Below are 24264 nucleotides of genomic sequence, written 5' to 3' on the forward strand. Positions count from 1 at the left end.
TAGGTAATATGAAAAAATATAGATTTTTATTTTTATTGTTTTTACCATTCTTTATATCGGGATGTAACGAATGGTTGAACGTGAAACCGGAGGATGAAATTGATGAAGAGGATCTTTTTAATTCTGCCGACGGTTTTCGTCATGCCCTGAATGGTGTTTATTATACCATGGGAACAAAGAATTTGTATGGAATGAATATGAGTTGGGGAATTGTAGATGCCTTGGGGCAAGTGTACGATTATACTTATGGTTCCAATAATATGAAACCCATGGAATATGGAGCTGCCAAATACAGTTGGGATAACGAGAATCTGAAGCCGGAGCTCGAATCCATGTGGAACGAGACGTATAATATCGTGGCCAATTGCAATAATCTTATAAAGAATATAGAAAATACCGACCCGGATATTTTCCCCCTGAAAGAACGGGAAAAAGCAATGATTTGGGGAGAAGCCTTGGGTTTACGTGCTTTTTTGCAGTTCGATATGTTGCGTTTGTTTGCTTCGGCACCTGTAACTCAACCCGGAGGTAGAAAATTTATTCCTTATATAAATACGTATCCGTCTTATGTTTCAAATAAAAAAACAGTGGATGAGTGTCTGACATTGGTTATAGAGGATTTGAAACAAGCTAAAAAATTGCTTTGGCAGATTGATACTGCTAAATCATTTACTCCGTCGGTAACTTTTGAGATGTCCGGAACGGGAGATAATATCTTTTTCTACCGAAGGGGGTATCATATGAATTATTGGGCCGCAACAGCTTTATTGGCACGGGTTTATTTATATGCCCAGAAAGAGACGGAGGCATTGGAGCAGGCGAATGAAATAATCACTTTTGTTGCCAAGAACAGTGCTTTTCCGTTTAGTACCTCTTCCGGTGGTTCAAAATTGTACAGAGACGTGATTTTTGGTTTGTACGTGATCGATCTACCGGAATTAAATCAAAAAATAAATGATATTACGGATGAAGACAAGGCTACCTTCTTATGTATATCCGAAATTGAAGATAATTATTTCGGGAAAGATTTAACATATGATGATAATCTTGAAACATTTATTTCTAATGATTGTCGTTATACAAATTGGATACATGACTGGGAAAATTACAACTCTTATTATCGACTGAAAAAATATGATGATCCTACCAGTGGCGGTTCTACGCAGATCGAGATCAGTAAAACATTGGTTCCGTTGATTCGAATGAGCGAGATCTATTATATGGCTGCTGAAATTTTAGCTAAAAAAGATGCTGCCGGATTGGCAAAGGCAAAAACTTATTTGAATTATGTAAAGGAGGGACGGGGTTTGAAAAAAACGGATCAATCTATAATAGACGTGTCGAATGCAACTACAGAAACATTCAATCATTTGTTAATTAATGATATGCGTCGAGATTGGATAGGTGAAGGTCAGACTTTTTACCTGTATAAGCGTTTGAATAAAAATATTCCGACAGAGTCGGGTAAAACGATAACGGCTTCAGAGGAACATTTTGTTGTGCCTTTGCCGGATAGTGAAACTAATATTAATTAATACAATTATGAGATCTTTTATTGTTTTTGCGTTAATATTGATAGGAGGGTTGACCTCCTGTGATAGAAAAGGGATTGAAGAATTTTCCGATAATAGGGTATTTCTTTCTTTTGTAGCGGATGCGACGGTAGATAGTACTATATTATCCTTTAGGACCTATAATGAAGATAGAGTTTCAGTAGAGATTCCAATAAGAACCAGAGGAAAATGGTTAACTGAGAGCCGGGGATTTAGAGTGTCTGCTGATCCTAAGTTGACAACATTGCCAACCGAGTTATATGAATTGCCAGAAAAATGTGAGTTTTCTGCCGGGCAGGAATTAGATACAATAACGATTACTTTTCTGAATGATCCCCGGTTAGCCGAGAATGCCTATCGTTTTGTATTGCAAATAGATGAAAGCGAGGATGTGAAAGTTGCTGCTGATGTAAAGTATCAACGAGCTATATTTCAGGTGTCTGACAAATTGGAACGTCCGAAATGGTGGACGGAGTTGGATGGAGGATATGGTGGAAGTCCATCATTTAATGTAGCGGAAAGTTATTATCTCGGAGATTATTCGGAGACGAAATATATCATGTTTTTGGAAGAATTGGCTAAGGATGATATTGTTTTTGACGGAAAAGACCGCATGGTGTTAAAAAAATATTCTCAACGATTAAAGTACCGGGTAGAGGCCTTTAATAATGATCAGGCTAATCAAGATGCCGGATTGACACCGTTAAAAGATGAAAATGGCGAAAAAATAGTAATTCCTGTTGTAGGTTAAAAAGGCAAGAATATGAAAAATAATGTATTATGGATATTGATTGCATTCTTGGTTGTCGGTTGTTTAGACGATAAAAGCAATTATGATTATAAGGATATAAACGATTTTGACAATTGGCAGAATGTGGGTGTGAAGAACATTCAGGATAGTTATACGCTTTATCCGGGAGAGTCCGTAACATTGGAACCCAAAGTACGCTTTTCGATAGATACGTTAAATCCTGACGCTACTTATGCTTGGTATATAGAGAAAGATAATAAACTGACGAAAGTTTGTGATCAACTGTTTTATACGCATGAAGCAGTTGTGATTGGAGAATATAGACTGATATTATCTGCAACTGATAATAAAACAGGGGTGGTATTTAGTCATGGAGTTGACATAACGGTTGTGTCTCCCTGGAAAAACGGCTGGATGGTACTGTCGAAGGGCGGATCGGGAGAATCACAGCTCTCGATGATTCTTTCTAAAAAGCAATCTAAATTTGTAGTGGATATTGAGACCGGAAAGGAGAAGAGTGTGGATACTGTAGTCTATATTGGACAGAATATAAATGTTGTTCCCAATTTAGGTCGGGAACCGTATAAATTAGTTGAAAATTTTATTTATGAAGAGTATGCTTATGATGTTGATCTTCAGGATGAGGTGATGGTTCTTCAAGCCAGTGGTCCCGTGGAGTTAAACGGAAATGATTTGTCTGTAATCGGTTCGACTAAAGATGAGTTTTTTGATGGAGTGCCCGCCAACTTCGATCCCGTGAATGCCGCTCTTTCCTGGGGAGGAAAATGGTTGTTAAGTAGTGACAATTATGTGTATGAGGCGACTATGTCCGTTGCTACAGATTTGCATTCCGGTCGTTACTTTAAGGAACCGATATTCAACAAAAAGAAAATAAAACAATTGCTGCCTTATTGGAAAGCTTCTCCTTATGGGAATATTGCAGTTATCGGAATCGACGAAAACAATACCTTTTTCGGAATTGTAGACCAATGTAGCGTTAAAAATTATTACGAAGGTGATTTTACAATTGTTGCCGGTGGAAATTATACAGGTAGTTTCATGGAATTGGGTAGCCTTAAGGGTGCAGATGAATCTTTGTTTAAAAACATCGATGGTGAATATATTTTTCATGCATGGGAAGACTATCCGCGTAACAAAGGAATTTATCTTTCTATCTTAAAAAGAGGGAGTGATTATTATTGGCATAATTACACCTTTGAATTTGATGGATATCGTTACAAGCCGGGGATGAAAATGATTGTGTCAAAAAGTAAGAGCGGTCTTTTGGATGCTTCTGTTATGAATAGATATCAGGCTGCAAGCGTATTACCGTGGAAAAAACTATTGATGATTGCGAGTGGTAATACCTTGCATGGCTTTGATTATGTCAGAAGCGTTGCAGGTTTTGTTCGGATACTCAATGCACCGGTTTACGGATCTGAAATTGTAGATATTGCTGTAAAGGATTATAAATCAGATAAAAATAATGCACATTTGGCGGTGGCTTTAAAATCCGGTGAGATTTATGTATACGAAGTAAAGTACGATAAAGGAGAAGAGACGGTAGAGTTATTGGAAATTTATCATAAGGACGGATTCGGGGAGATTGTGGATTTGGAATATAAATTCGGATCCGGATCAAGGCCGGGATCTAGTGGTTTATATTAGTATGTTGTTTTAGTGTTTCGATAAATAGTCGAGGGGAGTTAAACTCCCTTCGATCTATTCTTGTTGTTTGTTCGTGTGGGTAATTGTATGTAAATCAGAAAAAACGTATGAAAAAAATATTATTGTTGTTGTCGTTGGTGTTTGCTTTTACGGGAGGGGATGCCCAGCAGAAGGCAAACTATAAATTGGCAGAGAAATTTAGGAACATTTCGCTCGAGAGTGTCGTCGGGAAAAATAGTATGAGTATATACCCGAAGGCTATTAACGGTACGGATAAGTTCTGGTTCGAATTTTACACGGGGGAGGGGAGGTTGTTTTATTTCGTCGATCCGGCGAAAGGGGAAAAGCGGTTGCTTTTCAATAATTCGGATCTTGCACAAGGGGTGAGCCGGATTACCCGGAAAGCCTATAACGAGAGAGATTTAAGGATCTCGGGTATAGAGTTTTCGAAAGACTTGTCGAAGATGACCTTTTCGATGGACGGTCATTACGAATTTGATTTTAAGACTAAAAAAGTAAAAGCTTTGCCGGAGGAAGAGGCATCGGAAGAGGATAAGCAGACCCGCTACTCCTGGATGGTTTTTTCTCCGGACGAGAAATATATCCTGTACGCTAAAAATCATAATCTATACGTGCGGGGCAATAAGTACAAGGGAATGGATACGACGGAGATCCAGTTGACGACCGACGGTGAAAAATATTACTCTTTTGCCCGGGAGACCGAGAAAGACGCCAAAGGAGAGACTGAAACCAATGCCCGTTGGTTTAAAGATTCCCGGCATATTTTTATGGTCCGGGAGGATAGCCGGAAGTTACAGGATATGTTTGTGGTGAATTCCTTAACAAAGCGTCCGACTTTAGAAAGATACCGATACGAAATGCCGGGAGAGAAAGATTTATGCCAATACGAGCTGTGGATCATGGATGTGGAGAAAAAGACGGCTAAACGGGTTCCGGCGGATAAATGGACGGATCAGTACATTCAGGTAATAGAACCGGGTAAAAACGGGGATAAGATTTTCTTTCAGCGTTTTAAACGTACTTGGGACGAGGTGGATATTTGTGTGGCCAACACGGAGACCATGGAGGTAAAGGAGTTGATCCACGAGGTGGATAAACCTTATCGCGATTATCATATGCAAAATACGGTGATATTGAATGACGGAAAAGATATTTTGTTCCGCTCGGAACGTACCGGATGGGCTCATTATTACCATTACGACGGAAACGGTAAGCTCTTAAATACCATCACTTCCGGTTCATGGGTGGCCGGACAAATGGCTTCGATCGATACGGTCGGCCGGACGATTTATTTTTACGGTCACGGACGGGAAAAAGGAACGGATCCTTATTACTATATGCTTTATAAGGCACATATAGATAAGGAGGGAGTAACCTTGTTAAGCGGGGAGAATGCTCAACATTCGGCAAAATTCACTCCTTCCCGGAAATATTACGTGGATACCTATTCCCGGGTAGATATGGAACCGAAAATCATGTTGAAGAATAATCAGGGGAAAGTGATTTTAGAACTGGCTAAGCCCGACACCCGGTTATTAAAGGAGATGGGATGGATAGCCCCGGAACGTTTTAAGGTAAAGGCCGCCGACGGATTGACCGATATATACGGAATCATGTGGAAGCCGGCCGATTTCGATCCGAATAAAAAGTACCCGATCATCTCTTCGGTTTATCCCGGTCCTTTCTATGAATATGTAAACACGAGTTTTACAATCAATGACGGTTATAATACAAAACTGGCTCAACTCGGATTTATCGTTGTTGCCATGGGACACCGGGGAGGTAGCCCCATGCGGGGTAAGTTCTACCACCGCTACGGTTACGGAAATCTGCGGGATTACCCGTTGGCCGACGATAAATATGCCATAGAACAATTGGCTGACCGTTACTCTTTTATCGACGAAACGAAAGTGGGGATATTCGGTCACTCCGGCGGCGGTTTTATGTCGACGGCGGCCATCTGTACCTATCCTGACTTTTACACGGCGGCAGTATCTTCCGCGGGAAATCATGATAATAATATCTTTAACCGGGGGTGGTCCGAGATATATCATGGAGTGAAAGAGACGACCAAAACGGTAAAAGGTTCCGCCGGACAGGATAGTACCGTCTACGAATATGCCTGTAGAGTACCGACCAATATGGAGTTAGCTAAAAATTTGAAGGGCCACCTTTTATTGGTTACGGGTGATATGGATAAAAACGTACATCCTGCCAATACCCTTCGTATGGTCGATGCTTTGATAAAGGCAGGTAAGAATTTCGATATGATCGTACTTCCGGGAAACGGTCACGGTTTCCGCGGAGCGGCCGAGGATTTTTTCGAGTATAAACTTTGGGCTCATTTTGCCAAGTATCTGCTGGGAGATGATTCCGCCGATTACTGGAAAAAGATAAATAATTAAGTGATTCAATGATTCAAAGATTAAGTGATTGGGAAAAATGTGTTAATCACAGAATCGCCTAATCACTAAATCACAGAATTATAAATAAATAATATATGCGTTATATTTTATTTTATATTTTGCTGTTGGGGTTTGCTCTCGGTAGTTTTGCCCAGCAGAAAGCCAATTATAAATTAGCGGAAAAATTCAATAAACGGACAATGACGGGCGTATTCGAGAACAGTATGGCTATTCATCCGGAGTTTATTCATAAATCAGATCGTTTCTGGTACTATTTTACCACGGAAGAGGGGAAAAAATACTATTTGGTAGACCCGGCAAAAAAGGAGAGAAAATTACTCTTTGATCATGATCGGCTACTCGGACAATTGAGTCGGGAGACCCGGAAGGCTTATAATCCCAAGGATTTTTCCCTGCAGGATATAAAGTTTGCCAAAGACGAAAAATCTTTCACGTTTGAGTTTGACGAGGCGAAATATCGTTACACGTTTAAAACCGCTCTGGTAGAAAAGATCGACACGGTAAAGCCTTGGTCCGGGTTTGCCTCTTGGATGAAATATTCACCGGATAGCGCTTATATCCTGTATGCCCGTAATCACAATTTGTACGTGATGGGCAACAAGGAAAAAGGGAAAGATACTACGGCCATTCAATTGACTTTCGATGCGGAGAAAGATTACACCTTTGCCAAAGAATTCGATGATTCGGATACGGAAGTAGAGTCGATCGCATCCTGGATGAAGGATTCCAAAAAGATTTATGCTATCCGGGAAGATGCCCGTAAGGTGGAAAAGTTGTTTTTGGTGGATCATCTGGCTAAACCTCGTCCGACCCTGAAAACATATCGTTACGATATGCCGGGAGACAAGGAAATTTCGCAAAGCCAATTTCTGATCATCGATATTGAAACCCGGAAAATAACTTCAATCGATATCGATAGATGGCCCGATCAGTACGTGGACGTTTTATATACCAATAAAAATGCGGATAAAATTTATTTCGAACGGGTCAATAGAGCTTTCAATGAAAAAGAGATTTGTGTGGTCGACGTGAAGACCGGAAAGGTAAAGGTGTTGATTCACGAGGAGGATAAGCCGTTTTTGGATTTTAAAATGGGAAGTATCTCGTTTTTGAATGACGGGGAGGATATTCTTTTTCGCTCCAGTCGTACCGGTTGGGGACACTATTACCTTTATGACGGAGAAGGGAACCTAAAAAATGAGGTGACGGCCGGAGGATGGACAGCCGGGCCTATCGCGGAGATCGATACCGTGGGGCGTACGATTTATTTTTACGCTTTAGGTAAGGATAAAAATATCGATCCTTACTATTATACGTTATGTAAAGCAAATTTGGATAAACCTAATAGGGTGGTACAATTGACTTTCGATAATGTCACGCACATGGTGGATTGGTCGAAATCTTTTAACTATTTTGTGGATACTTACCAGCGGGTGGATATGGAACCTCACTTTGTCGTGAGAAACAAAAAGGGAAAGAAAATAATGGATTTGGGTAAAGCCGATATTTCCCGGGCGAAAGAGATGGGCTGGAAGGCTCCGGAACGTTTTAAAGTAAAAGCGGCGGACGGGATAACCGATTTGTATGGGGTAATGTGGAAGCCTTTTGATTTTGATTCTACCAAGCATTACCCGATTATCTCTTCGGTTTATCCCGGCCCCTTTTATGAGTATGTACCTACTCAATTTGCCATTATTCATGATCGAAACACCCAATTAGCCCAATTGGGATTTATCGTGATTGCCGTGGGACACCGGGGAGGAACTCCTATGAGAGGGAAATATTACAACACGTATGGTGCCGGAAATCTACGGGATTATCCTTTGGCCGACGATAAATACGCCATTGAGCAGTTGGCCGATCGTTATCCTTTTATCGATGCGACAAAAGTCGGTATATACGGTCATTCCGGGGGAGGCTTTATGTCGACGGCAGCTATTTGTACCTATCCCGATTTTTATAAGGCAGCCGTGGCGGCAGCAGGGAATCATGATAATACGATCTATAACAAGTGGTTTACCGAAACCCATAACGGAGTAACGGAGGAGAAAAAGGTGATCAAAGACAGCGTGAACGGAGATCGGGAGGAGAGTATTTTTAAATTTCAGGTACGTACGAATCAGGAGTTAGCCAAGAACTATAAAAGCGGACTACTCTTGGTGACGGGAGATATGGACGATAATGTCCATCCGGCTCACACCTTCCGTATGGCAGATGCTTTGATTAAAGCCAGGAAGAATTTCGATATGTTGGTTTTACCGGGTCAGGATCACGGGTTTAGCGGAAGTGCAGAGCTGTTTTATGAACGGAAATTGTGGTTCCATTTTGCCAAGTATTTATTAGGAGATACCTCTGGGGTGTATTTCTCTGAGATTGAAGAATATAAAAACTGATAAGATTCTGTGATTATTCGATTAAAAGATTCTGTGATTAGATCACTCAATCTCGGAATCACTTAATCGCAGAATCAAAAATAATTTATATGGTACGAGGAATTTTAATATCTGTTTTATTATGGGGGGCTGCTTTAACGGGTGTTGCCCAACAAAAGGCCAATTATGAGTTAGCGGAAAAATTCCGGGATCTCTCTTTTAGTGATTTATCCAAGTTTAGTTTGGACATGTATCCAAGGTATATCAATGATTCGGATCGTTTTTGGTTTGATTTTACCACGGAGGAAGGAAAGAAGTTTTATTACGTGGATCCGGTTAAGAGAGTAAAGCGGTTACTGTTTGAAAACGAGGATGTGGCGCAACAGGCGAGCGAGATTACCCGGGTGGCTTATCAGGCGCGTGAACTGGAAATTTCCGGGTTGAAATTCTCGAAGGATGAGAAAACCATTACCTTCAGGTTGGATACGCTTTATTGCGAATATCGTTTGGATACAAAAAAGCTGAAACAAGCAGCCAAGCTGAAAAATACGGAAGGGGCACGTTACTCCTGGATGGTGGTTGCTCCGGATAGCAGTTATATTTTATACGCGAAAGAGCATAACCTGTACATGAGAGGAGTGTCCGAAAAAGGGAAGGATACGACCGAAATACAGTTAACCACCGACGGTGTGCCTTTCTTCTCTTATGCCAAGGACGGTTCGCAAACAGGAGACGGGGAGCAGGAGAGTAAAGTCCGCTGGTTTAAGAACTCTAAAAAAGCTTATATCGTGCGTTACGACAGCCGGCGGGTGGATGAGATGTTTTTGGTAGATGTATTGTCGAAAGACCGACCGGTTTTGAAACGGTACCGGTATGATATGGCCGGGGCGGAGGAGCTCTCCAGACCGGAATTGTCTATTATCGACGTGGAGAAACGTAAGGTGATAAAGGTAAAGGCCGATAAATGGCAGGATCAGGAGATTCAGGTCGTTTATGCCGGAAAGAAGGCGGATAAAATCTATTTTGAACGTTATAAACGGACGGTAGATCAGGTGGAGTTGTGTGTAGCCGATACGGAAACCGGGGAGGTAAAGGTCTTAATTCACGAGGAGGATAAACCCTATGTGGATTATCATATGAGAAATATTTCCTTTGTTAACGACGGGGCGGATATCCTGTACCGGTCGGAGCGTACCGGGTGGGGGCACTATTATCATTACGACGGAAACGGCGTGTTGAAAAATGTCATAACGGCCGGAGATTGGGTCGCCGGAATGATTATATCCATAGATACGGTAAAACGGGAGTTTTATTTTTACGGGTACGGCCGGGAAAAAGGGGTTGATCCTTATTATAGCTTGGTCTATCGGGCTCATATGGATAAAGGAAATGTAGAATTGTTAGGGGGAGAGAATGCCCGGCATCGGGCCACTTGTTCTCCCACGCATCGCTATTTTGTGGATATTTACGCGACTGTGAGCGATGAACCTAAAATCTTATTGCGGGATAGGCAGGGTAATACGATAATGGAGTTGGCAAAGCCCGACTTGCGTCGTTTGTACGAGATGGGATGGCGGGCTCCGGAACGGTTTTCCGTAAAAGCTGCCGATGGCATAACGGATATTTATGGAATCATGTGGAAACCTGCCGATTTCGATCCGAACAAAAAATACCCGATCATCTCTTCGGTTTACCCCGGGCCTTTTTTTGAGTATGTAAACACGACCTTTTCGTTGGATGACGGTTACAACACGGAGTTGGCCCAATTGGGATTTATTGTGGTGGCCATGGGACACCGGGGCGGAAGTCCTTTGAGAGGCAAATTCTATCATCGTTACGGGTATGGAAATTTGCGCGATTATCCTTTAGCCGACGATAAATATGCCATCGAACAGTTGGCCGATCGTTATTCCTTTATTGACGCTACAAGAGTGGGTATGTTCGGTCATTCGGGAGGAGGTTTTATGTCGGTAGCGGCGATTTGTACGTATCCGGATTTCTACACGGCTGCCGTGGCTTCTGCCGGTAATCACGATAACCGGATTTATAACGCGGGATGGGTGGAAACGCATCATGGTGTGAAAGAGACTCGCCGGGAAGTAAAACAGGAGGAGAAGCAAGAAAGAAATTCAGGAGGATGGGAACGAGTGCGTCCGGCCCACGAAATGATAGACATGCAAATGGCTCAGGAAAAAGAGTTTGAATACACGGTGAGTGTGCCGATCAACCAAAGTCTGGCTAAAAATCTGAAAGGTCATTTGTTGTTGGTGACCGGGGATATGGATGATAACGTGCATCCGGCCCATACGTTACGGATGGCGGATGCGTTGATTAAAGCCCGTAAGAATTTCGATATGTATGTTCTTCCCGGTTGTAATCACGGGTTTGGACGTGCCGATCGTTTTTTCGAATACCGGTTGTGGCATCACTTTGCCAAATACTTGTTAAAAGATAATAGAGAGTGGAACAAATAATTAAGTGATTGAAGGATTAAGAGAAGGATGATTTTAGATTGGCGATTGTAAATTTTAAATTAAAAAACTCTGTGATTAGATGATTAAAAGATTGTGATTGAATCACTCAATCCCGGAATCATTTAATCGCAGAATCAAAAATAATTCAAATGGTACGAGCAATTTTATTTTATATCCTATTATTCGGAACGGCCTTAAATGGTGTTGCCCAACAAAAGGCCAATTATGAGTTGGCGGAACGTTTTCGGGAACTGACGCGGGCTCCTTTGGCGAAATACACATTGACCGTACGTCCCAAGTTTATCAACGGGACGGATAAATTTTGGTACTCTTATCGTACGGAAGAGGGAAATAACTATTATTTGGTCGATCCGGCTCGGAAGAGTAAACGGCTTTTATTTGACAATGCCGAATTAACGGCTAAGATCGCCGAGATCACCCGTAGACCGTATAATCATAAGAATTTGGAATTGAGTTTTACGTTCTTGCCGGATGACGAAACGATAGCTTTTGATATGGATCGGCATGATTTCACTTACAATACCCGGACAAAAGAGTTGAAAGAGGGGAAGGCGGGAAAAGACGATTGGAATTCGGATCCTTATTGGAAATACTATTCTCCGGATAGCAGTTATATGTTATTTGCCAAACGACATAATCTTTATACGGTGGGGAATCCTGCAAAGGGAAAAGATACGACTGAAATACAGTTGACAACAGACGGAGAACGAAATTTTTCTTTTAACCGGGAAGAGGAAGGAGAGGTTGACGATCGCTTCGGTTGTAGTGCCAGATGGTTTAAGAAAGGAAATAAGTTTTATGCCTTGCGTGTGGATTCCCGTCAGGTAAATGATATGTGGCTCGTGGATGTATTGGCTCGGCCCAGACCTCGATTGAAAACCTATAAATATGAAATGGCCGGGGATAAGCATGTGGATCAATTCAGCCTGATTATCGGCGATGTGGAGACCCGGGAAGTAAAAGAGATCGATATCAAACGATGGCTGGATCAGTACGTGGATGTTTTGTACACGAGTAACGATGGGAAGCGGTTGTATTTTCAACGGTATAAAAGAACTTGGGATGAGGCGGATATTTGTGAGGTGAATGCAGAGACCGGGGAAGTAAGGGTAATTATTAACGAGGTGAATAAACCTTACTTGGATTATCAGATGCGAAGTGTTACGTTTTTGAACGACGGAGAAGAGATCTTGTTTCGCTCGGAGCGGTCCGGTTGGGGACACTATTATTTGTACGGTCGGGATGGAAAGTTAAAGAATCAGGTGACGTCCGGGGATTGGGTTGCTGGGCCGGTGATCCACGTGGACACGGCTCGTCGTCAGATTTATTTTTATGGATACGGAAAAGAAGAGGGGGTAGATCCTTATTATTATATCCTTTACCGGGCGGATCTGGATAAAAAGAATAGTTTGACTTGTCTTACGCCGGAAGATGCCACGCATGACGTGGCGATATCCCCTTCTTCCGATTATTACGTGGATGCTTACTCCCGGGTAGATATGGAGCCGGTCAACGTGGTGCGCAACCGGAAAGGAAAGGTTATACTTCAGTTGGAAAAACCGAACCTGCGTCGCCTCTACGAAACGGGGTGGTGCAAGCCGGAGCGTTTTACGGTAAAGGCTGCCGACGGGGTGACCGATTTGTACGGTGTGATGTGGAAACCTTTTGATTTTGATTCGACCAAACGTTATCCGATTATTTCGTCCGTTTACCCGGGGCCTCAATTCGAGTATGTACCCACTCGGTTTACGATCAATGACGGGTTGAATACCCGTTTGGCCCAATTAGGATTTATCGTTGTCTCCATGGGACACCGGGGAGGCACGCCGATGCGGGGGAAGTTTTATCATACTTACGGGTATGGTAACCAGCGGGATTATCCTTTGGCTGACGATAAATACGGCATCGAACAATTGGCGGATCGTTATCCTTATATAGATGGGAAAAAGGTGGGAATATACGGTCATTCCGGCGGCGGCTTTATGTCGGCGGCGGCTATATGTACTTATCCCGATTTTTACAGTGCGGCGGTGGCTTCTGCCGGGAATCACGATAATACTATGTATAATAAGGGATGGGTGGAAATTCATTTCGGGGTACAGGAGCAAAAGAAAATGGTAAAAGACAGTACCGGCGAGCATGAGGAGGTGACTTACTCCGTGAGAAGTAAAACCAACATGGAACTGGCAAAAAACTATAAAGACGGGTTATTGTTAGTTACCGGGGATATGGACCATACCGTACATCCCGGCCATACCTTGAAAATGGCTGATGCGCTGATTAAGGAGGGTAAACATTTCGATATGCTGATTTTACCCGGAAATACTCACGGTTACAGCGGTCCTGCCGAGTATTTTTACGAACGGAAGTTATGGTATCATTTTGCCCGTCTTCTGTTGGGGGATGATACGGCCGATTACCAGTCCGATCTGGATTATTTTATGAAACGATAAATGTTTGTATTGTAATATATAAGTAAATCAATTAAATGTAGTTATTATGAGATTAAAAACAGTCATTTTTTTAGCAAGCCTTTTGCTTATCCAATGTGCTGTGATGCCGTCTTACGGGGCATCCAGAAAAAAGAAAAAGGATAACAAAGAGGAAAAAGTAGAGAAGAAGAAAGAGACTTCTTATGACAAATTATTCAAAGGGAAGAAACGTGAGACTGTTAAGGGATTGATTACCCTTCATAAAATGGATAACAAGATCTATTTTGAACTGCCTTTGAATTTATTGGGAAAAGACATGTTGATCGGTTCGACGGTGACCGAAATTACCAATAACGGCTTTGCCAACGTGGGAGAAAAACCTCATGATCCGATGCATATCAGATTTACGAGGATGGATTCTACCATTAATTTGCGTCAGGTGGTTTGTGCCTATACGTCGGAAGATAAAAATTTGATGGAGCGGATAGCTACCAGTACCGTCCCTGCCATTATAGAGAATTTCGAAATCAAGGCTTATAATGCCGACAGTACGGCAGTAGTGATCGATATGACCAACTTTTTATTGAGTGACAACAGCCAGTTGAATCCTTTTTCTGCCTATGCTCCTATCACTTGGGGAGGGGCATGGATCGAAAAAGAGTTTAAAAAGGGAGATTCTCAAATTGCCGAAGTAAAGGCTTTTGACGATAATATCAGTGTGCAATCTTCTTTGACCTATTTGGTGAGCTTACGGGATAGAAAATTCTATTATTGGTATAAGGAGCCGTTTACGGCCGTAATGACCCGTACCTTTATGCTTTTGCCGGAAGAGCCGATGCGTCCGAGAATTGCCGATCCTCGGATCAATATCTTCTGGCAAGGGAGGTCGGAATTCAGTAATAACGGAAACGGAGTTAAACCGCTCTATTATGCTAATCGTTGGAGATTGGAACCGAAAGATGAGGCTGCTTACCGTCGGGGAGAATTGGTGGAACCCAAAAAGCAAATTGTTTTCTATATCGATAGTGCTTTCCCCGAGATGTGGAAACCTTATATGAAACAAGCCGTGGAAGTTTGGCAAAAGACTTTCGAGAAAATTGGTTTTAAAAATGCTATTGTAGCTAAAGATTTTCCGACGGATGATCCTGATTTCGACCCGGATAATTTGAAATACTCCTGTATTCGTTACTCTCCGTCTCCGGTTGCCAATGCCATGGGCCCTTCCTGGACGGACCCGAGAACGGGAGAGATCATTAACGCTTCGGTATACGTTTATCATAACGTGATTAAATTGGTACAGGATTGGCGTTTTCTGCATACGGCAGCTGTAGATCCGGATGTCAGAAAAGTGATATTGGACGATGATGTGATCGGTGATTGTATCCGTTATGTTGTTTCTCACGAGGTGGGACACTGTCTCTCTTTGATGCACGATATGTCGGCGTCTGCCGCTGTTCCGGTCGATTCGTTGCGTTCACCTTCGTTTACGCAAAAATACGGGACAACTTATTCTATCATGGATTACGCGCGTAATAACTACGTGGCTCAACCGGGAGACAAAGAGAGAGGGGTAAAATTGACCCCGCCGGAATTAGGTGTTTACGATTATTTCTCTATCGCCTGGTTGTATACTCCGCTGTTGGATGCCGCCACGCCGAAAGATGAGGTTCCGACATTGTCCAAGTGGATTTCCGATAAATCCGGTGATCCGGCTTATCGTTACGGCAAACAACAGTTCCGTACGCGAATAGATCCGAGTTCCTTGGAAGAAGATTTGGGTGACGATGCCATGAAAGCAGGTGCTTATGGTATTAAAAACCTGAAAGTTATTTTGGCCAACCTGAACGACTGGGTAGGTAAAGATGATCCGGAGTACAAGTATCGTTTGAATATGTATAACGAGGTCTTGTATCAATATTTCCGTTATTTGAACAACGTGTTGATGAATATCGGGGGTATCTATATCAACGAACGTTATGACGGCGATGCTCTCCCGAGCTATGTTCCGGTAACCAAGGAGAAACAAAAACGTGCCGTTCGATTCCTGTTGGCCCAATTGAAGGACATGGACTGGTTGGATGCCAAGGAGATGCAGGAAGGTTATCCGTTACGGGGAAATATAGCTTCTTATTTACAGGATGAAATGTTCTTTGCGATGATCCGACAAACGGCCAATGTGATGGTTTGTGCCAGCAAGACTTTTGATAAGCCTTACACGGCGGAGGAGTATATGAAAGATATCTATGATTTCGTGTGGGCTCCGACCAAACAAGGTAAGACTTTGACTCAAGTTGAAAAAAATCTTCAGATCAGTTTGTTGAGTACGATTATGGGTAAGGCGGGTATTGTCGGTTCTCAAAAAGCGACTCCTTTCGCTTTGACGAATATGATTCGTATTCCGGAGTTCGTGAAGGAACAGAGCCGGGCTGCTTATGGAATTTTGTCGGAGGAATTTACCGGAATGTATACCAATCAAAAAACAGTAGCTCCGGAAGTTTCCGAACAGTTAATAGCGAAGGCGGAACAAATGGGTTTCGGATCGTTCTTGGGGATAACGGCACCGTATATTGCGACAGATCATATCTATTTCGATACGTTGAAAAAGACGTTAGCCTTGTTAAAGGCTAAGGCCGGAACGGGTTCGACAGATACGAAACAACATTATAAATTATTGATTTATAAGATCGAGAAAGCGCTGGAAAAATAGGACGTTTTCTTGGGAATCTGAGAAATTAAAATAGGTGATTCTATTTGTCAACCATAAATCAAAAACGAGAATTAGATGAAAAAATTGATATATATAGGCTTTATTTCTCTTTTATTACTGGGGTTAAGCAATGATGCTTCGGCCAGAAAGAAAAAAGGGGAAAAGAAAGTGGAAAAAAAGGAGACCCTGACGGCTTACGATAAATTGTTTAAAGGGAAAAAAGCGGTTACGGTAGACGGGCTCATGAAAATGCACCTGATGAACGGAAAGGTGTACGTGGAATTTCCTTTGAATTTATTGAATAAGGATATGATGCTGACCTCCTCTATCGAGGATATCAGTGATAACGGAGAGGGTGTTGTCGGTCAGTTTGCCGGTCGCGGGAATCAATTTCGCTTCACGAAACTGGATTCGATGTTACAGGCTCGATTGGTTTTACGTCGTAAGGTGAAGAATATGGGGATGGGAGAGAATGCCGACGAGATGATCGAGCGTTCCAATACCCCCGGTATTTTTCAAACGTATAAGATAGAGGCTTATACTCCGGATAGTTCTGCCGTTGTGGTAGATATGACCAAATTCTTTATGGAGAGTTCCCGTTTTACCAATCCTTTTTCCGGTTATGCCGGAAATTCGTTATTCGGCTTTGTACAGCGGGTGCATAAATTTCAAGAGCATCGTTCCGAATTATTAAGGATTAAAGCCTACGAGAATAATGTGGTGGTGACCTGTAACATGGGATTTAACGTGGACCGACTGTTTTTCGGTGCTTTCTTGCAAGCTCAGGATGTTCCTGTTTCCGTTACGGTAAACAAAATTCTGCTGGTGTTGCCGGAAGAGCCCATGCGTCCCCGGTTGGCTAATTCCAAAATCGGGGTAAGTCCCGTGGTACAGTCGGAATTGCGGGGAGTATGCGAAGGAATCAAACAGGATTACTTTACCAAACGTTGGAGGCTGGAGCCTGCAGACGAAAGCAAATACAAGCGGGGTGAATTGGTGGACGTCAAAAAGCCGATCGTGTTTTATATCGACACGTTGATGCCGGAGGCATGGAAAAAGTACGTGAAAGCCGGAGCCGAAGCCTGGAATGCCGCTTTTGAAAAGATCGGCTTTAAAAATGTGGTGAGGGCCGTGGAGTTCCCGAAAGATCCCTCTTTCGATGCCAACAATATTAATAATTCGACCATACGCTATTCCCCGTTGTGGATGTATTTTCCGCAAACATCCATGCACACGGATCCCCGGACGGGAGAGATACTGAATGCTTCCGTCTATATGCATGCCAACATGGCTTCTGTTTTCTACACGTCGCGGACGGAAGAGACGATGGTGGCCGATCCGAGCGTGCGGAAAGCCCGTTTGTCCGACGAACAGACCGGGGAGATGATCAAAGCCAAAATGATGCAGGTAATCGGACGTTGTTTAGGATTGACCGAGAATTACGCCGCTTCTTCTGCCTATCCGGTAGATTCTTTGCGTTCGGCTTCTTTCACCAGAAAATACGGTATTGTTCCCTCTGTAATGGATGATTTCCCCTGTAACCGTATCGCTCAGCCGGAAGATGTGAAAAAAGGCGTTTTGTTGGTACAGGACCGTTTGGGCGAATACGATTATGAGGTGATCAAGTATCTTTATAAACCGATACCGGAAGCTAAAGACATGAAAGCCGAAAAAAACGTGTTGGAACAATGGATCAAAGAGATGCAGGCGAAGCCTTATTGTATCTATAAGCGGAATCCGGATTCCTGGGCCAAATTCGATCCGACGGTTGTTCGGGGAGATTTGGGAGATGATCCGATTAAGGCTATGAATTATATGTTGCCCAATATGAAAGGGGCTATCAAAAACTTCTTTGAATGGTATAAGGAGGGGGATTTGGATATGGAGGCCCGCCGCCTGTTCAACATGGAGTTGACGGGCTTGTTTACGACAACGGTCCGTCCCCTGATGACTTATCTCGGAGGTATCGAGATCTTTGACGTGGAGGAGGGGGATCAGGCTCCCAGTTATAAAGTTATTCCGAAAGCGACACAAAGAAAGGTGTTGAAATACCTGTTCGACTTATCTAAAGATCTCTCCTGGATTGATAATAAGGAGGTCTTGACGCAGATGCAGATCAGCGATCTCCCCTCCTTGAAGATGAGAGATGAAATTTTCAACGGTATTATGTCCCGTTTCCGTTACGTGGGAATTGCCGCTCAGAAATCGGGAGGAGATTATACCCAGGAGGAGTTTATCCAGGATATCTATGATGAGGTTTGGAAGAATACGATCCGGAACCGTCCGTTGACAAAACACGATATGGACATGGAACAATTGTTCTTGGCCAGTATTATTGCCACCTCCTGTGTGGATGCTCCGGCAACTGTTTTTGCCCCGCAATTCTCCGACGGTCTTCGTTCGCTGAATCCCTGGGAGATGGAATTGGTAAACCGGATGCAGTCCTTCGAACAAAACCGTTTTGCTCTCGATCGTCCCGCGGAAGAGGAGATAGCCGGCTATTCGTCTATTCCTTATTTTGAAGCCTCGAACGGCTCCACGGCGCATATCTATTTGGAAATGTTGTTTAAAACGAGGGATTTGATTAACCGGGCTCTCGTGAACAGTTCCGGAGAGACCAAATTGCATTACGAGCTGATGCTTTACAGGATAAAGAAAGCGTTGAAGAAAAATTAGTATAATCCATTTTTCATAATAGTCCGATTCGTACCACGGGAGTAATATCCCGTGGTACAATCATAAACCGGACACAATAATTCACGTTGATGAAGACAAAAAATATCTTTTTATTTCTTTTCATAACGGCTTTAAGCCTCCAGGGATATGCCCAGAAAAAGAGGTTGACGATGGAGGACTATAAGCTGTGGAAACGGGTGGATGCCCAGACCATGTCCGAAGACGGGAAATGGGTCTCTTACCAATTTACGTTTATCGATAGTGATTCTAATCCCAAGGATCCCATTACTTTTTTGTATAATACGACAACCCGCAAGACCTATGAACTTCCTCGCGTGACCCGCCCGAACTTTTTTGCCGGGGGAAAATGGTTGAGATACACGGTATTGAAACCGGAAGCCGATACTACTGGAATGCAGGATTCGACCTTTTTACTGCGTTTGAGGGATATGAAAAAACTGTACTGGAATCGGAAGTATGATTTCTCGGAGTCCTCCGGTTCCACTATCGTTACTTATTCTTATAAATTATCGGAAGGGGATAATGCCGATAAGCGGCTGGTTTGTTGGAATATCGAAACGGGAGACACGACTTCGGTAGATAGTATAGGCGATTATAAGTTGTTGGATAAGGGGAAAAATATCCTTTATATAAAGAAAGGAGTTCTGTATTATGGCCCTTTAAAGGGGCGTCATTCGCGGATCTTCGGTGACGGGAATGCGGTTGTCACGGATTTCTTTTTGAATGCTCAACGCGAGGAAGGCACTTTTGTGGCAGCCTCGGATACATTGAAGATTAAAAATCCGGATTTGTTGTATGCCTTTTCATTACAGGACGGGAAGGTCCGTTTTTTGTTGAATTACGAAAAAATCGGCATACCTAAACAATATGTTTCCCGGAATCGTCCTTATCGGTTGTCGAAAGGAGAAAAACGGGTGATTATCGATGTGGATACGATCTCTTCCGGAAGAAGGAAAAGGGAGGAAAAACCGGATACGAGTTTTGAATTGGAGTTGTGGACTTGGAACGACGAAGTATCTTGTTTGCAACAACATAAGGGAAGCTATCGTCCGAGCAATGTTAAGTTCGCGTACGATCTGGAGCAACAAAAATGTTACCGGATAACGACACAGAATATGGAGAAACTGATTCTTCCTTCCGGTGTCTCTTATGATTATGCTTTTGCCATTGACAAAAATCCCTATAAACGTTTTTCGGATTGGAAAAACGACGTGAACGGAGATATCTATCTGATCGATATGAATACCGGAGAGGCCCGTGTTTTGGAAAAGGATTTTGAAACCGAGCCCGTCTGGAGTCCGAACGGGAAATATGCCGTGCTTTATCACGCGAAAGAGAAGGCGTGGTATAAGGTGGACCCGAAAACCGGGAAACAGGAGAATATTTCCAAGGCTATCGGTCATCCGGTACATAACGAATTGCATGATCTGCCCAAACCTGCCGATCCCTACGGTATTGCGGGATGGACGGCCGACGGAGACCGGGTGATCCTTTACGATCGTTACGATTTATGGGTGGTGGACATGACGGGAAATGCAGAGACGTATTGTTTGACAAAGGGATACGGCCGGGAGACCCAGAGGACTTTCCGTTGGTTGAAACGGGATTACGACGAAAAGATCGTCGATCTGAAAAAAGACCTTTTGTTGGAGTTTACCAAGGTGGATAACGGGGATCAGGGGATATACCGTTTTATTCCCGGAGGTAAATTCGTCCGTCTGATAGAGGGGCCGTTTTCCGTCAATGTCTATCAGCTTTCGGAGGATGGGAAGAGTTGTATTTGGACCAAACAGAGCTACACGGAGTTTCGGGATTTGTGGTGGAGTAGGAGCGACTTCAAACATCCCCAACGCCTTACGGATGCTAATCCGCAGCAAAAAAACTATAAATGGGGAAGTGTGAGGTTAGTGAAGTGGAACAATTTCGAGGGGAAGGAGAATGCCGGATTGCTCTATTTGCCTGAAAATTACGACTCGACAAAGACCTATCCTACGATCGTGAATTTTTACGAGACGCACTCGGGCGATCTGCATAACTATATCGTTCCTGCTTTAAGTAGTGGGATGATCAATGTCGTGACTTACGTGAGCAACGGGTATGTGGTGTTTATGCCGGACGTGCATTTCACCGTGGGAAATCCCGGGGAAAGCAGTTACAATGCCGTGGTCAGCGGAACCCAAATGTTGATCGACCGGGGAATAGCGGACAAGGATCGTATCGGGATACAGGGACACAGTTGGTCCGGCTATCAGGTGGCCTATTTGGTAACCCGGACGAATATGTTTAAATGTGCCAGTCCCGGAGCGGCGGTTTCCAGTATGATATCGGCCTACACGGGAATCCGTACGGGTAGCGGTATGCCCCGTATGTTTATGTACGAAGAGACACAAAGCCGTTTGGGAAAATCCTTATGGGAGGACCCGGAGATGTATATCAAACACTCTCCGATCCTGTATGCCGATAGGATTCAGACCCCACTGTTGATTTTCCATTGCGATGCGGATGAGGCTGTGCCCTATGCGGAAGGACTCAACCTGTTCTTAGCCATGCGGAGGCTGCAAAAACCGGCCTGGCTGTTGAATTACAAGGGTGAACGCCATTTCCTCTATAATAAAGCGGCAGAGCGGGATTGGACCTTCCGCATGCAACAGTTCTTCGATCACTATTTGAAAGGACTTCCTATGCCCCGCTGGATGAAAGAGGGGATTCATGTGAACGAAAGGGGAATCGACCAGAAATACGATTAGTAGAAATAGAGTGTGCGATAGTAATAGTTTTGACGAATACCCAGGAAGTGTTTAAAAATGGGAATATCGGGGAGGATGGTGTTGGAAGGATTTATTCCGGTGGATAAATGCTTTTTGGGTATTTTAAATGTGTGACTAAAAATATGAAGGAAGTTGTAAGTAAAAAGATGATGTATTTTGTTTTGTTGACGGGAGTTGTATTGTCGGGGGCGTTCTTGTCTTTTCGCTATTGGGAGACGGAACAGCGGGTGAGTGTCGAGTTTTTTAATACCCCGATGACGGAGGTGTTGGAATTTTTTCAGGAAGAGACGGGAGTTCGTTTTTTGTATTGTGACGAAGAGATAAAACAGGTCCCTTTGATTTCCGGGAGCTTTAAAGAGGTTTCCGTGAAAAGGGCTTTGAAACAATGCTTACGGGAGACGCAATACACTTATCGCGTGAAGCGTAATCTGCTACTTATTAAGCCTAAACAGGGATCAGATTGTACAAAAAAACGTGACTAAAAAAGGTACGCTTAAATCCACCGTGATCCCGTGAACGATAGAGATGATGACGAACTCTTTTCCGCTAAACTTGGTGATGATCGGTAATGTGGTATCCGCGGTCGTGGCTCCTCCGACCGATATGGGGGCCAACTTCCCGAAGTAGCGGACCAAAAGAGGGGCGGCTAATAAAGCGATAAGCTCCCGCATGATATTGGAAACCAAAGCAATCGTGCCCAATTCCGCACCTTTGTATTGGGTGATAAAGATGGAAGAGAGGGAGTAATAGCCGAAACCGGATCCTACGGCTAAACAATCCGTTATACTTCTGCCCTGCAACGCGAAGCTGATCAGGACGGAACCGACAAGGGTTCCCAAAATTGTGGCCAACGGAACGAGTACGAGTTTCAGATCCTGTTGTTTTAGCGCTTGTAATGCTTTTTTATCGCTTCCGATGCTGATTCCTACTAAAAACATGAGTAGGTAGAGGGCGTAGACCGTAAGATCGTCCCCCGTGACAGAAGTAGGAATATCGATAAAGCGGGCGATCAGGATGCCCGCCAGAAAAAATGCAACGATGGTTATACTTCCTTTCATATTTGTCGAATCCTCTATTTAGAAGTGGTGGTAAAAAAGAATTTATAGACGGCCCACGCGCACAATACGCTCCCTGTCACGGCTCCCATGGTGATTAGTAATGCATCGTACCCGATTGTCTCTAAGTTATTCATGATATCGTCGTTGGCCCCGACACTTATTCCTAATAAAAACAATAGTAGAAAGATGGCATAATTGATCCCTTTATGCACGAATTTCAGATTTCTTTCCCGGAAGATATATCCGATGACAATACCACATGCCATTAACCCGATAACAATAATCATAACTTCTTGTTCTTTGCGGCAAAAGTACGATTAATTTTTCAATTGATAGGGCTTGTGAAAAGGGTTTTGTAACTTTGCCCTATTCCTTACGTTTAAGAAATAAAAACAATCTACTATGAAAAAAATAATTGCTCGTACCCTGTCTTCGGAACATCGTTTCCCGGATATGATTCTTTTGTTACTGCGTTTTTTGGTCGGAGTAACCATGATGACGCATGGCGTTGCTAAATTGCTCTCTTTCGGAGAGTTGTCGGCTACCTTCCCTGATCCGATCGGTTTAGGAAGCTCTTTGTCCCTACTATTGATCATTAGCGCGGAAATCGGTTGCTCCGTGTTGTTGATATTAGGGGCATTTACCCGGTTAGCCACCTTACCCTTGATATTTTCCATGCTTGTCGTCATTTTTATCGTGCACGGCGGTGATCCTTTTCAGGCCAAAGAGTTACCTCTGCTCTATTTGGGCATTTATGTGGTACTCTTTTTTACCGGAGGAGGGCGTTATGCCCTGGATATCCTGATTTCCAAGCATTGGAATGTGAACATCCGGGACACAAGTGATTGATCTGTTTAGAGAGGTGTCTGTTCGGTACCGTTCAATACGGGGATCACGTTTTCGTCTTCCTCTAAGACGGTTACGGCCAACAACCAATATATCAATAAAACAATAGCGATGATGATGCCGATAACTTGCCAGATTTTATAGCTTTTCTTTTTCATATTTGTCTATTTTGATTTTGTTATCAAACGAAAAATTCGGTGATGGGTTCCCAAAATCGACCATTATATTTGATCCCGAACAAAGATAATCACAATAGTACAATGTTGACGCAATGAATATGTTTTGTAAGTCATTAATTTGCACTCGATTTTGGCAGGTATAGGCGACGGAATGGCATTGTTTGACTGCCTTTATTTGGAGTTGATATTCGCCTATACTGTGTATTCTTACTCGCTTGCTTGATTGTCGGATAAAAAGAGTTTTTTTGCCGGTAAAAAAATAAAAAATAAAAATGATGTTTTTTTAGCTTA

At 43.1% G+C, this 24264-nt stretch carries 15 protein-coding genes; 12 read left to right on the forward strand and 3 right to left on the reverse strand.

The features are described 5' to 3' along the window. The first annotated feature begins 8 nt into the window (after positions 1 to 8). The 11 genes from QZR76_RS09435 to QZR76_RS09485 all read left to right on the forward strand — a co-directional run bounded on the left by QZR76_RS09435 (position 9) and on the right by QZR76_RS09485 (position 22372). The gene (locus QZR76_RS09435; protein WP_294142551.1) at positions 9 to 1535 is read left to right on the forward strand and encodes a RagB/SusD family nutrient uptake outer membrane protein; all 1527 of its coding nucleotides are present in this window, start codon (positions 9 to 11) and stop codon (positions 1533 to 1535) included. Between the two features lie 7 nt (positions 1536 to 1542). Next, entirely contained in the window at positions 1543 to 2304 is a 762-nt protein-coding gene (locus QZR76_RS09440; RefSeq protein WP_294142554.1) for a DUF4843 domain-containing protein, read from the forward strand. Positions 2305 to 2316: 12 nt separating this feature from the next. Continuing rightward, positions 2317 to 3972: a PKD-like family lipoprotein gene (locus QZR76_RS09445; protein WP_294142556.1), complete on the forward strand. Its 1656-nt coding sequence runs from the start codon at positions 2317 to 2319 to the stop codon at positions 3970 to 3972. A gap of 107 nt (positions 3973 to 4079) precedes the next feature. Further along, the gene (locus QZR76_RS09450; protein WP_294142557.1) at positions 4080 to 6398 is read left to right on the forward strand and encodes a DPP IV N-terminal domain-containing protein; all 2319 of its coding nucleotides are present in this window, start codon (positions 4080 to 4082) and stop codon (positions 6396 to 6398) included. Between the two features lie 95 nt (positions 6399 to 6493). Next, the gene (locus QZR76_RS09455; protein ID WP_294142558.1) at positions 6494 to 8812 is read left to right on the forward strand and encodes a DPP IV N-terminal domain-containing protein; all 2319 of its coding nucleotides are present in this window, start codon (positions 6494 to 6496) and stop codon (positions 8810 to 8812) included. An 89-nt stretch (positions 8813 to 8901) separates the two neighbouring features. After that, entirely contained in the window at positions 8902 to 11265 is a 2364-nt protein-coding gene (locus QZR76_RS09460; RefSeq protein WP_294142560.1) for a DPP IV N-terminal domain-containing protein, read from the forward strand. 149 nt (positions 11266 to 11414) lie between these two features. Next, positions 11415 to 13739, forward strand: coding sequence for a DPP IV N-terminal domain-containing protein (locus tag QZR76_RS09465; RefSeq protein ID WP_294142562.1), 2325 nt, complete (start codon positions 11415 to 11417; stop codon positions 13737 to 13739). A 46-nt stretch (positions 13740 to 13785) separates the two neighbouring features. Next, positions 13786 to 16425 (forward strand): zinc-dependent metalloprotease, encoded by a 2640-nt coding sequence (locus QZR76_RS09470; RefSeq protein WP_294142564.1) that lies wholly within the window; start codon positions 13786 to 13788, stop codon positions 16423 to 16425. Positions 16426 to 16500: 75 nt separating this feature from the next. Beyond that, positions 16501 to 19101 carry a zinc-dependent metalloprotease gene (locus tag QZR76_RS09475; protein WP_294142565.1) on the forward strand — a complete coding sequence of 867 codons (2601 nt, stop codon included), beginning with the start codon at positions 16501 to 16503 and terminating at the stop codon, positions 19099 to 19101. An 89-nt stretch (positions 19102 to 19190) separates the two neighbouring features. Beyond that, positions 19191 to 21869, forward strand: a complete 2679-nt coding sequence (locus QZR76_RS09480; protein WP_294142566.1) for a prolyl oligopeptidase family serine peptidase — start codon at positions 19191 to 19193, stop codon at positions 21867 to 21869. 143 nt (positions 21870 to 22012) lie between these two features. Next, a complete protein-coding gene (locus QZR76_RS09485; protein ID WP_294142567.1) occupies positions 22013 to 22372 on the forward strand; it encodes an STN domain-containing protein in 360 nt (119 codons plus the stop codon). Here QZR76_RS09485 and QZR76_RS09490 read toward each other — a convergent pair. Further along, positions 22346 to 22948, reverse strand: coding sequence for a lysine exporter LysO family protein (locus QZR76_RS09490; RefSeq protein WP_294142569.1), 603 nt, complete (start codon positions 22946 to 22948; stop codon positions 22346 to 22348). The two genes, QZR76_RS09485 and QZR76_RS09490, sit on opposite strands and share 27 nt — an antisense overlap. A gap of 14 nt (positions 22949 to 22962) precedes the next feature. Continuing rightward, positions 22963 to 23235, reverse strand: a complete 273-nt coding sequence (locus tag QZR76_RS09495; RefSeq protein ID WP_294142571.1) for a LysO family transporter — start codon at positions 23233 to 23235, stop codon at positions 22963 to 22965. Positions 23236 to 23350: 115 nt separating this feature from the next. On the opposite strand from QZR76_RS09495, the gene QZR76_RS09500 reads away from it, so the two are divergent. Then, positions 23351 to 23797, forward strand: coding sequence for a DoxX family protein (locus tag QZR76_RS09500; RefSeq protein ID WP_294142573.1), 447 nt, complete (start codon positions 23351 to 23353; stop codon positions 23795 to 23797). Positions 23798 to 23802: 5 nt separating this feature from the next. Here QZR76_RS09500 and QZR76_RS09505 read toward each other — a convergent pair whose 3' ends face one another. Next, positions 23803 to 23952 carry a hypothetical protein gene (locus QZR76_RS09505; RefSeq protein WP_294142574.1) on the reverse strand — a complete coding sequence of 50 codons (150 nt, stop codon included), beginning with the start codon at positions 23950 to 23952 and terminating at the stop codon, positions 23803 to 23805. Between the last annotated feature and the right edge of the window lie 312 nt (positions 23953 to 24264).

The sequence above is a fragment of the uncultured Sanguibacteroides sp. genome (assembly GCF_900543425.1).
GTDB lineage: Bacteria > Bacteroidota > Bacteroidia > Bacteroidales > Marinifilaceae > Gabonibacter.

What these genes read in the sequence shown, in the direction of transcription:
- QZR76_RS09435 (WP_294142551.1), top strand. Translation starts at nt 9, where the DNA reads ATGAAAAAATATAGATTTTTATTTTTATTGTTTTTACCATTCTTTATA.
- QZR76_RS09440 (WP_294142554.1), top strand. Translation starts at nt 1,543, where the DNA reads ATGAGATCTTTTATTGTTTTTGCGTTAATATTGATAGGAGGGTTGACC.
- QZR76_RS09445 (WP_294142556.1), top strand. Translation starts at nt 2,317, where the DNA reads ATGAAAAATAATGTATTATGGATATTGATTGCATTCTTGGTTGTCGGT.
- QZR76_RS09450 (WP_294142557.1), top strand. Translation starts at nt 4,080, where the DNA reads ATGAAAAAAATATTATTGTTGTTGTCGTTGGTGTTTGCTTTTACGGGA.
- QZR76_RS09455 (WP_294142558.1), top strand. Translation starts at nt 6,494, where the DNA reads ATGCGTTATATTTTATTTTATATTTTGCTGTTGGGGTTTGCTCTCGGT.
- QZR76_RS09460 (WP_294142560.1), top strand. Translation starts at nt 8,902, where the DNA reads ATGGTACGAGGAATTTTAATATCTGTTTTATTATGGGGGGCTGCTTTA.
- QZR76_RS09465 (WP_294142562.1), top strand. Translation starts at nt 11,415, where the DNA reads ATGGTACGAGCAATTTTATTTTATATCCTATTATTCGGAACGGCCTTA.
- QZR76_RS09470 (WP_294142564.1), top strand. Translation starts at nt 13,786, where the DNA reads ATGAGATTAAAAACAGTCATTTTTTTAGCAAGCCTTTTGCTTATCCAA.
- QZR76_RS09475 (WP_294142565.1), top strand. Translation starts at nt 16,501, where the DNA reads ATGAAAAAATTGATATATATAGGCTTTATTTCTCTTTTATTACTGGGG.
- QZR76_RS09480 (WP_294142566.1), top strand. Translation starts at nt 19,191, where the DNA reads ATGAAGACAAAAAATATCTTTTTATTTCTTTTCATAACGGCTTTAAGC.
- QZR76_RS09485 (WP_294142567.1), top strand. Translation starts at nt 22,013, where the DNA reads ATGAAGGAAGTTGTAAGTAAAAAGATGATGTATTTTGTTTTGTTGACG.
- QZR76_RS09490 (WP_294142569.1), bottom strand. Translation starts at nt 22,948, where the DNA reads ATGAAAGGAAGTATAACCATCGTTGCATTTTTTCTGGCGGGCATCCTG.
- QZR76_RS09495 (WP_294142571.1), bottom strand. Translation starts at nt 23,235, where the DNA reads ATGATTATTGTTATCGGGTTAATGGCATGTGGTATTGTCATCGGATAT.
- QZR76_RS09500 (WP_294142573.1), top strand. Translation starts at nt 23,351, where the DNA reads ATGAAAAAAATAATTGCTCGTACCCTGTCTTCGGAACATCGTTTCCCG.
- QZR76_RS09505 (WP_294142574.1), bottom strand. Translation starts at nt 23,952, where the DNA reads ATGAAAAAGAAAAGCTATAAAATCTGGCAAGTTATCGGCATCATCATC.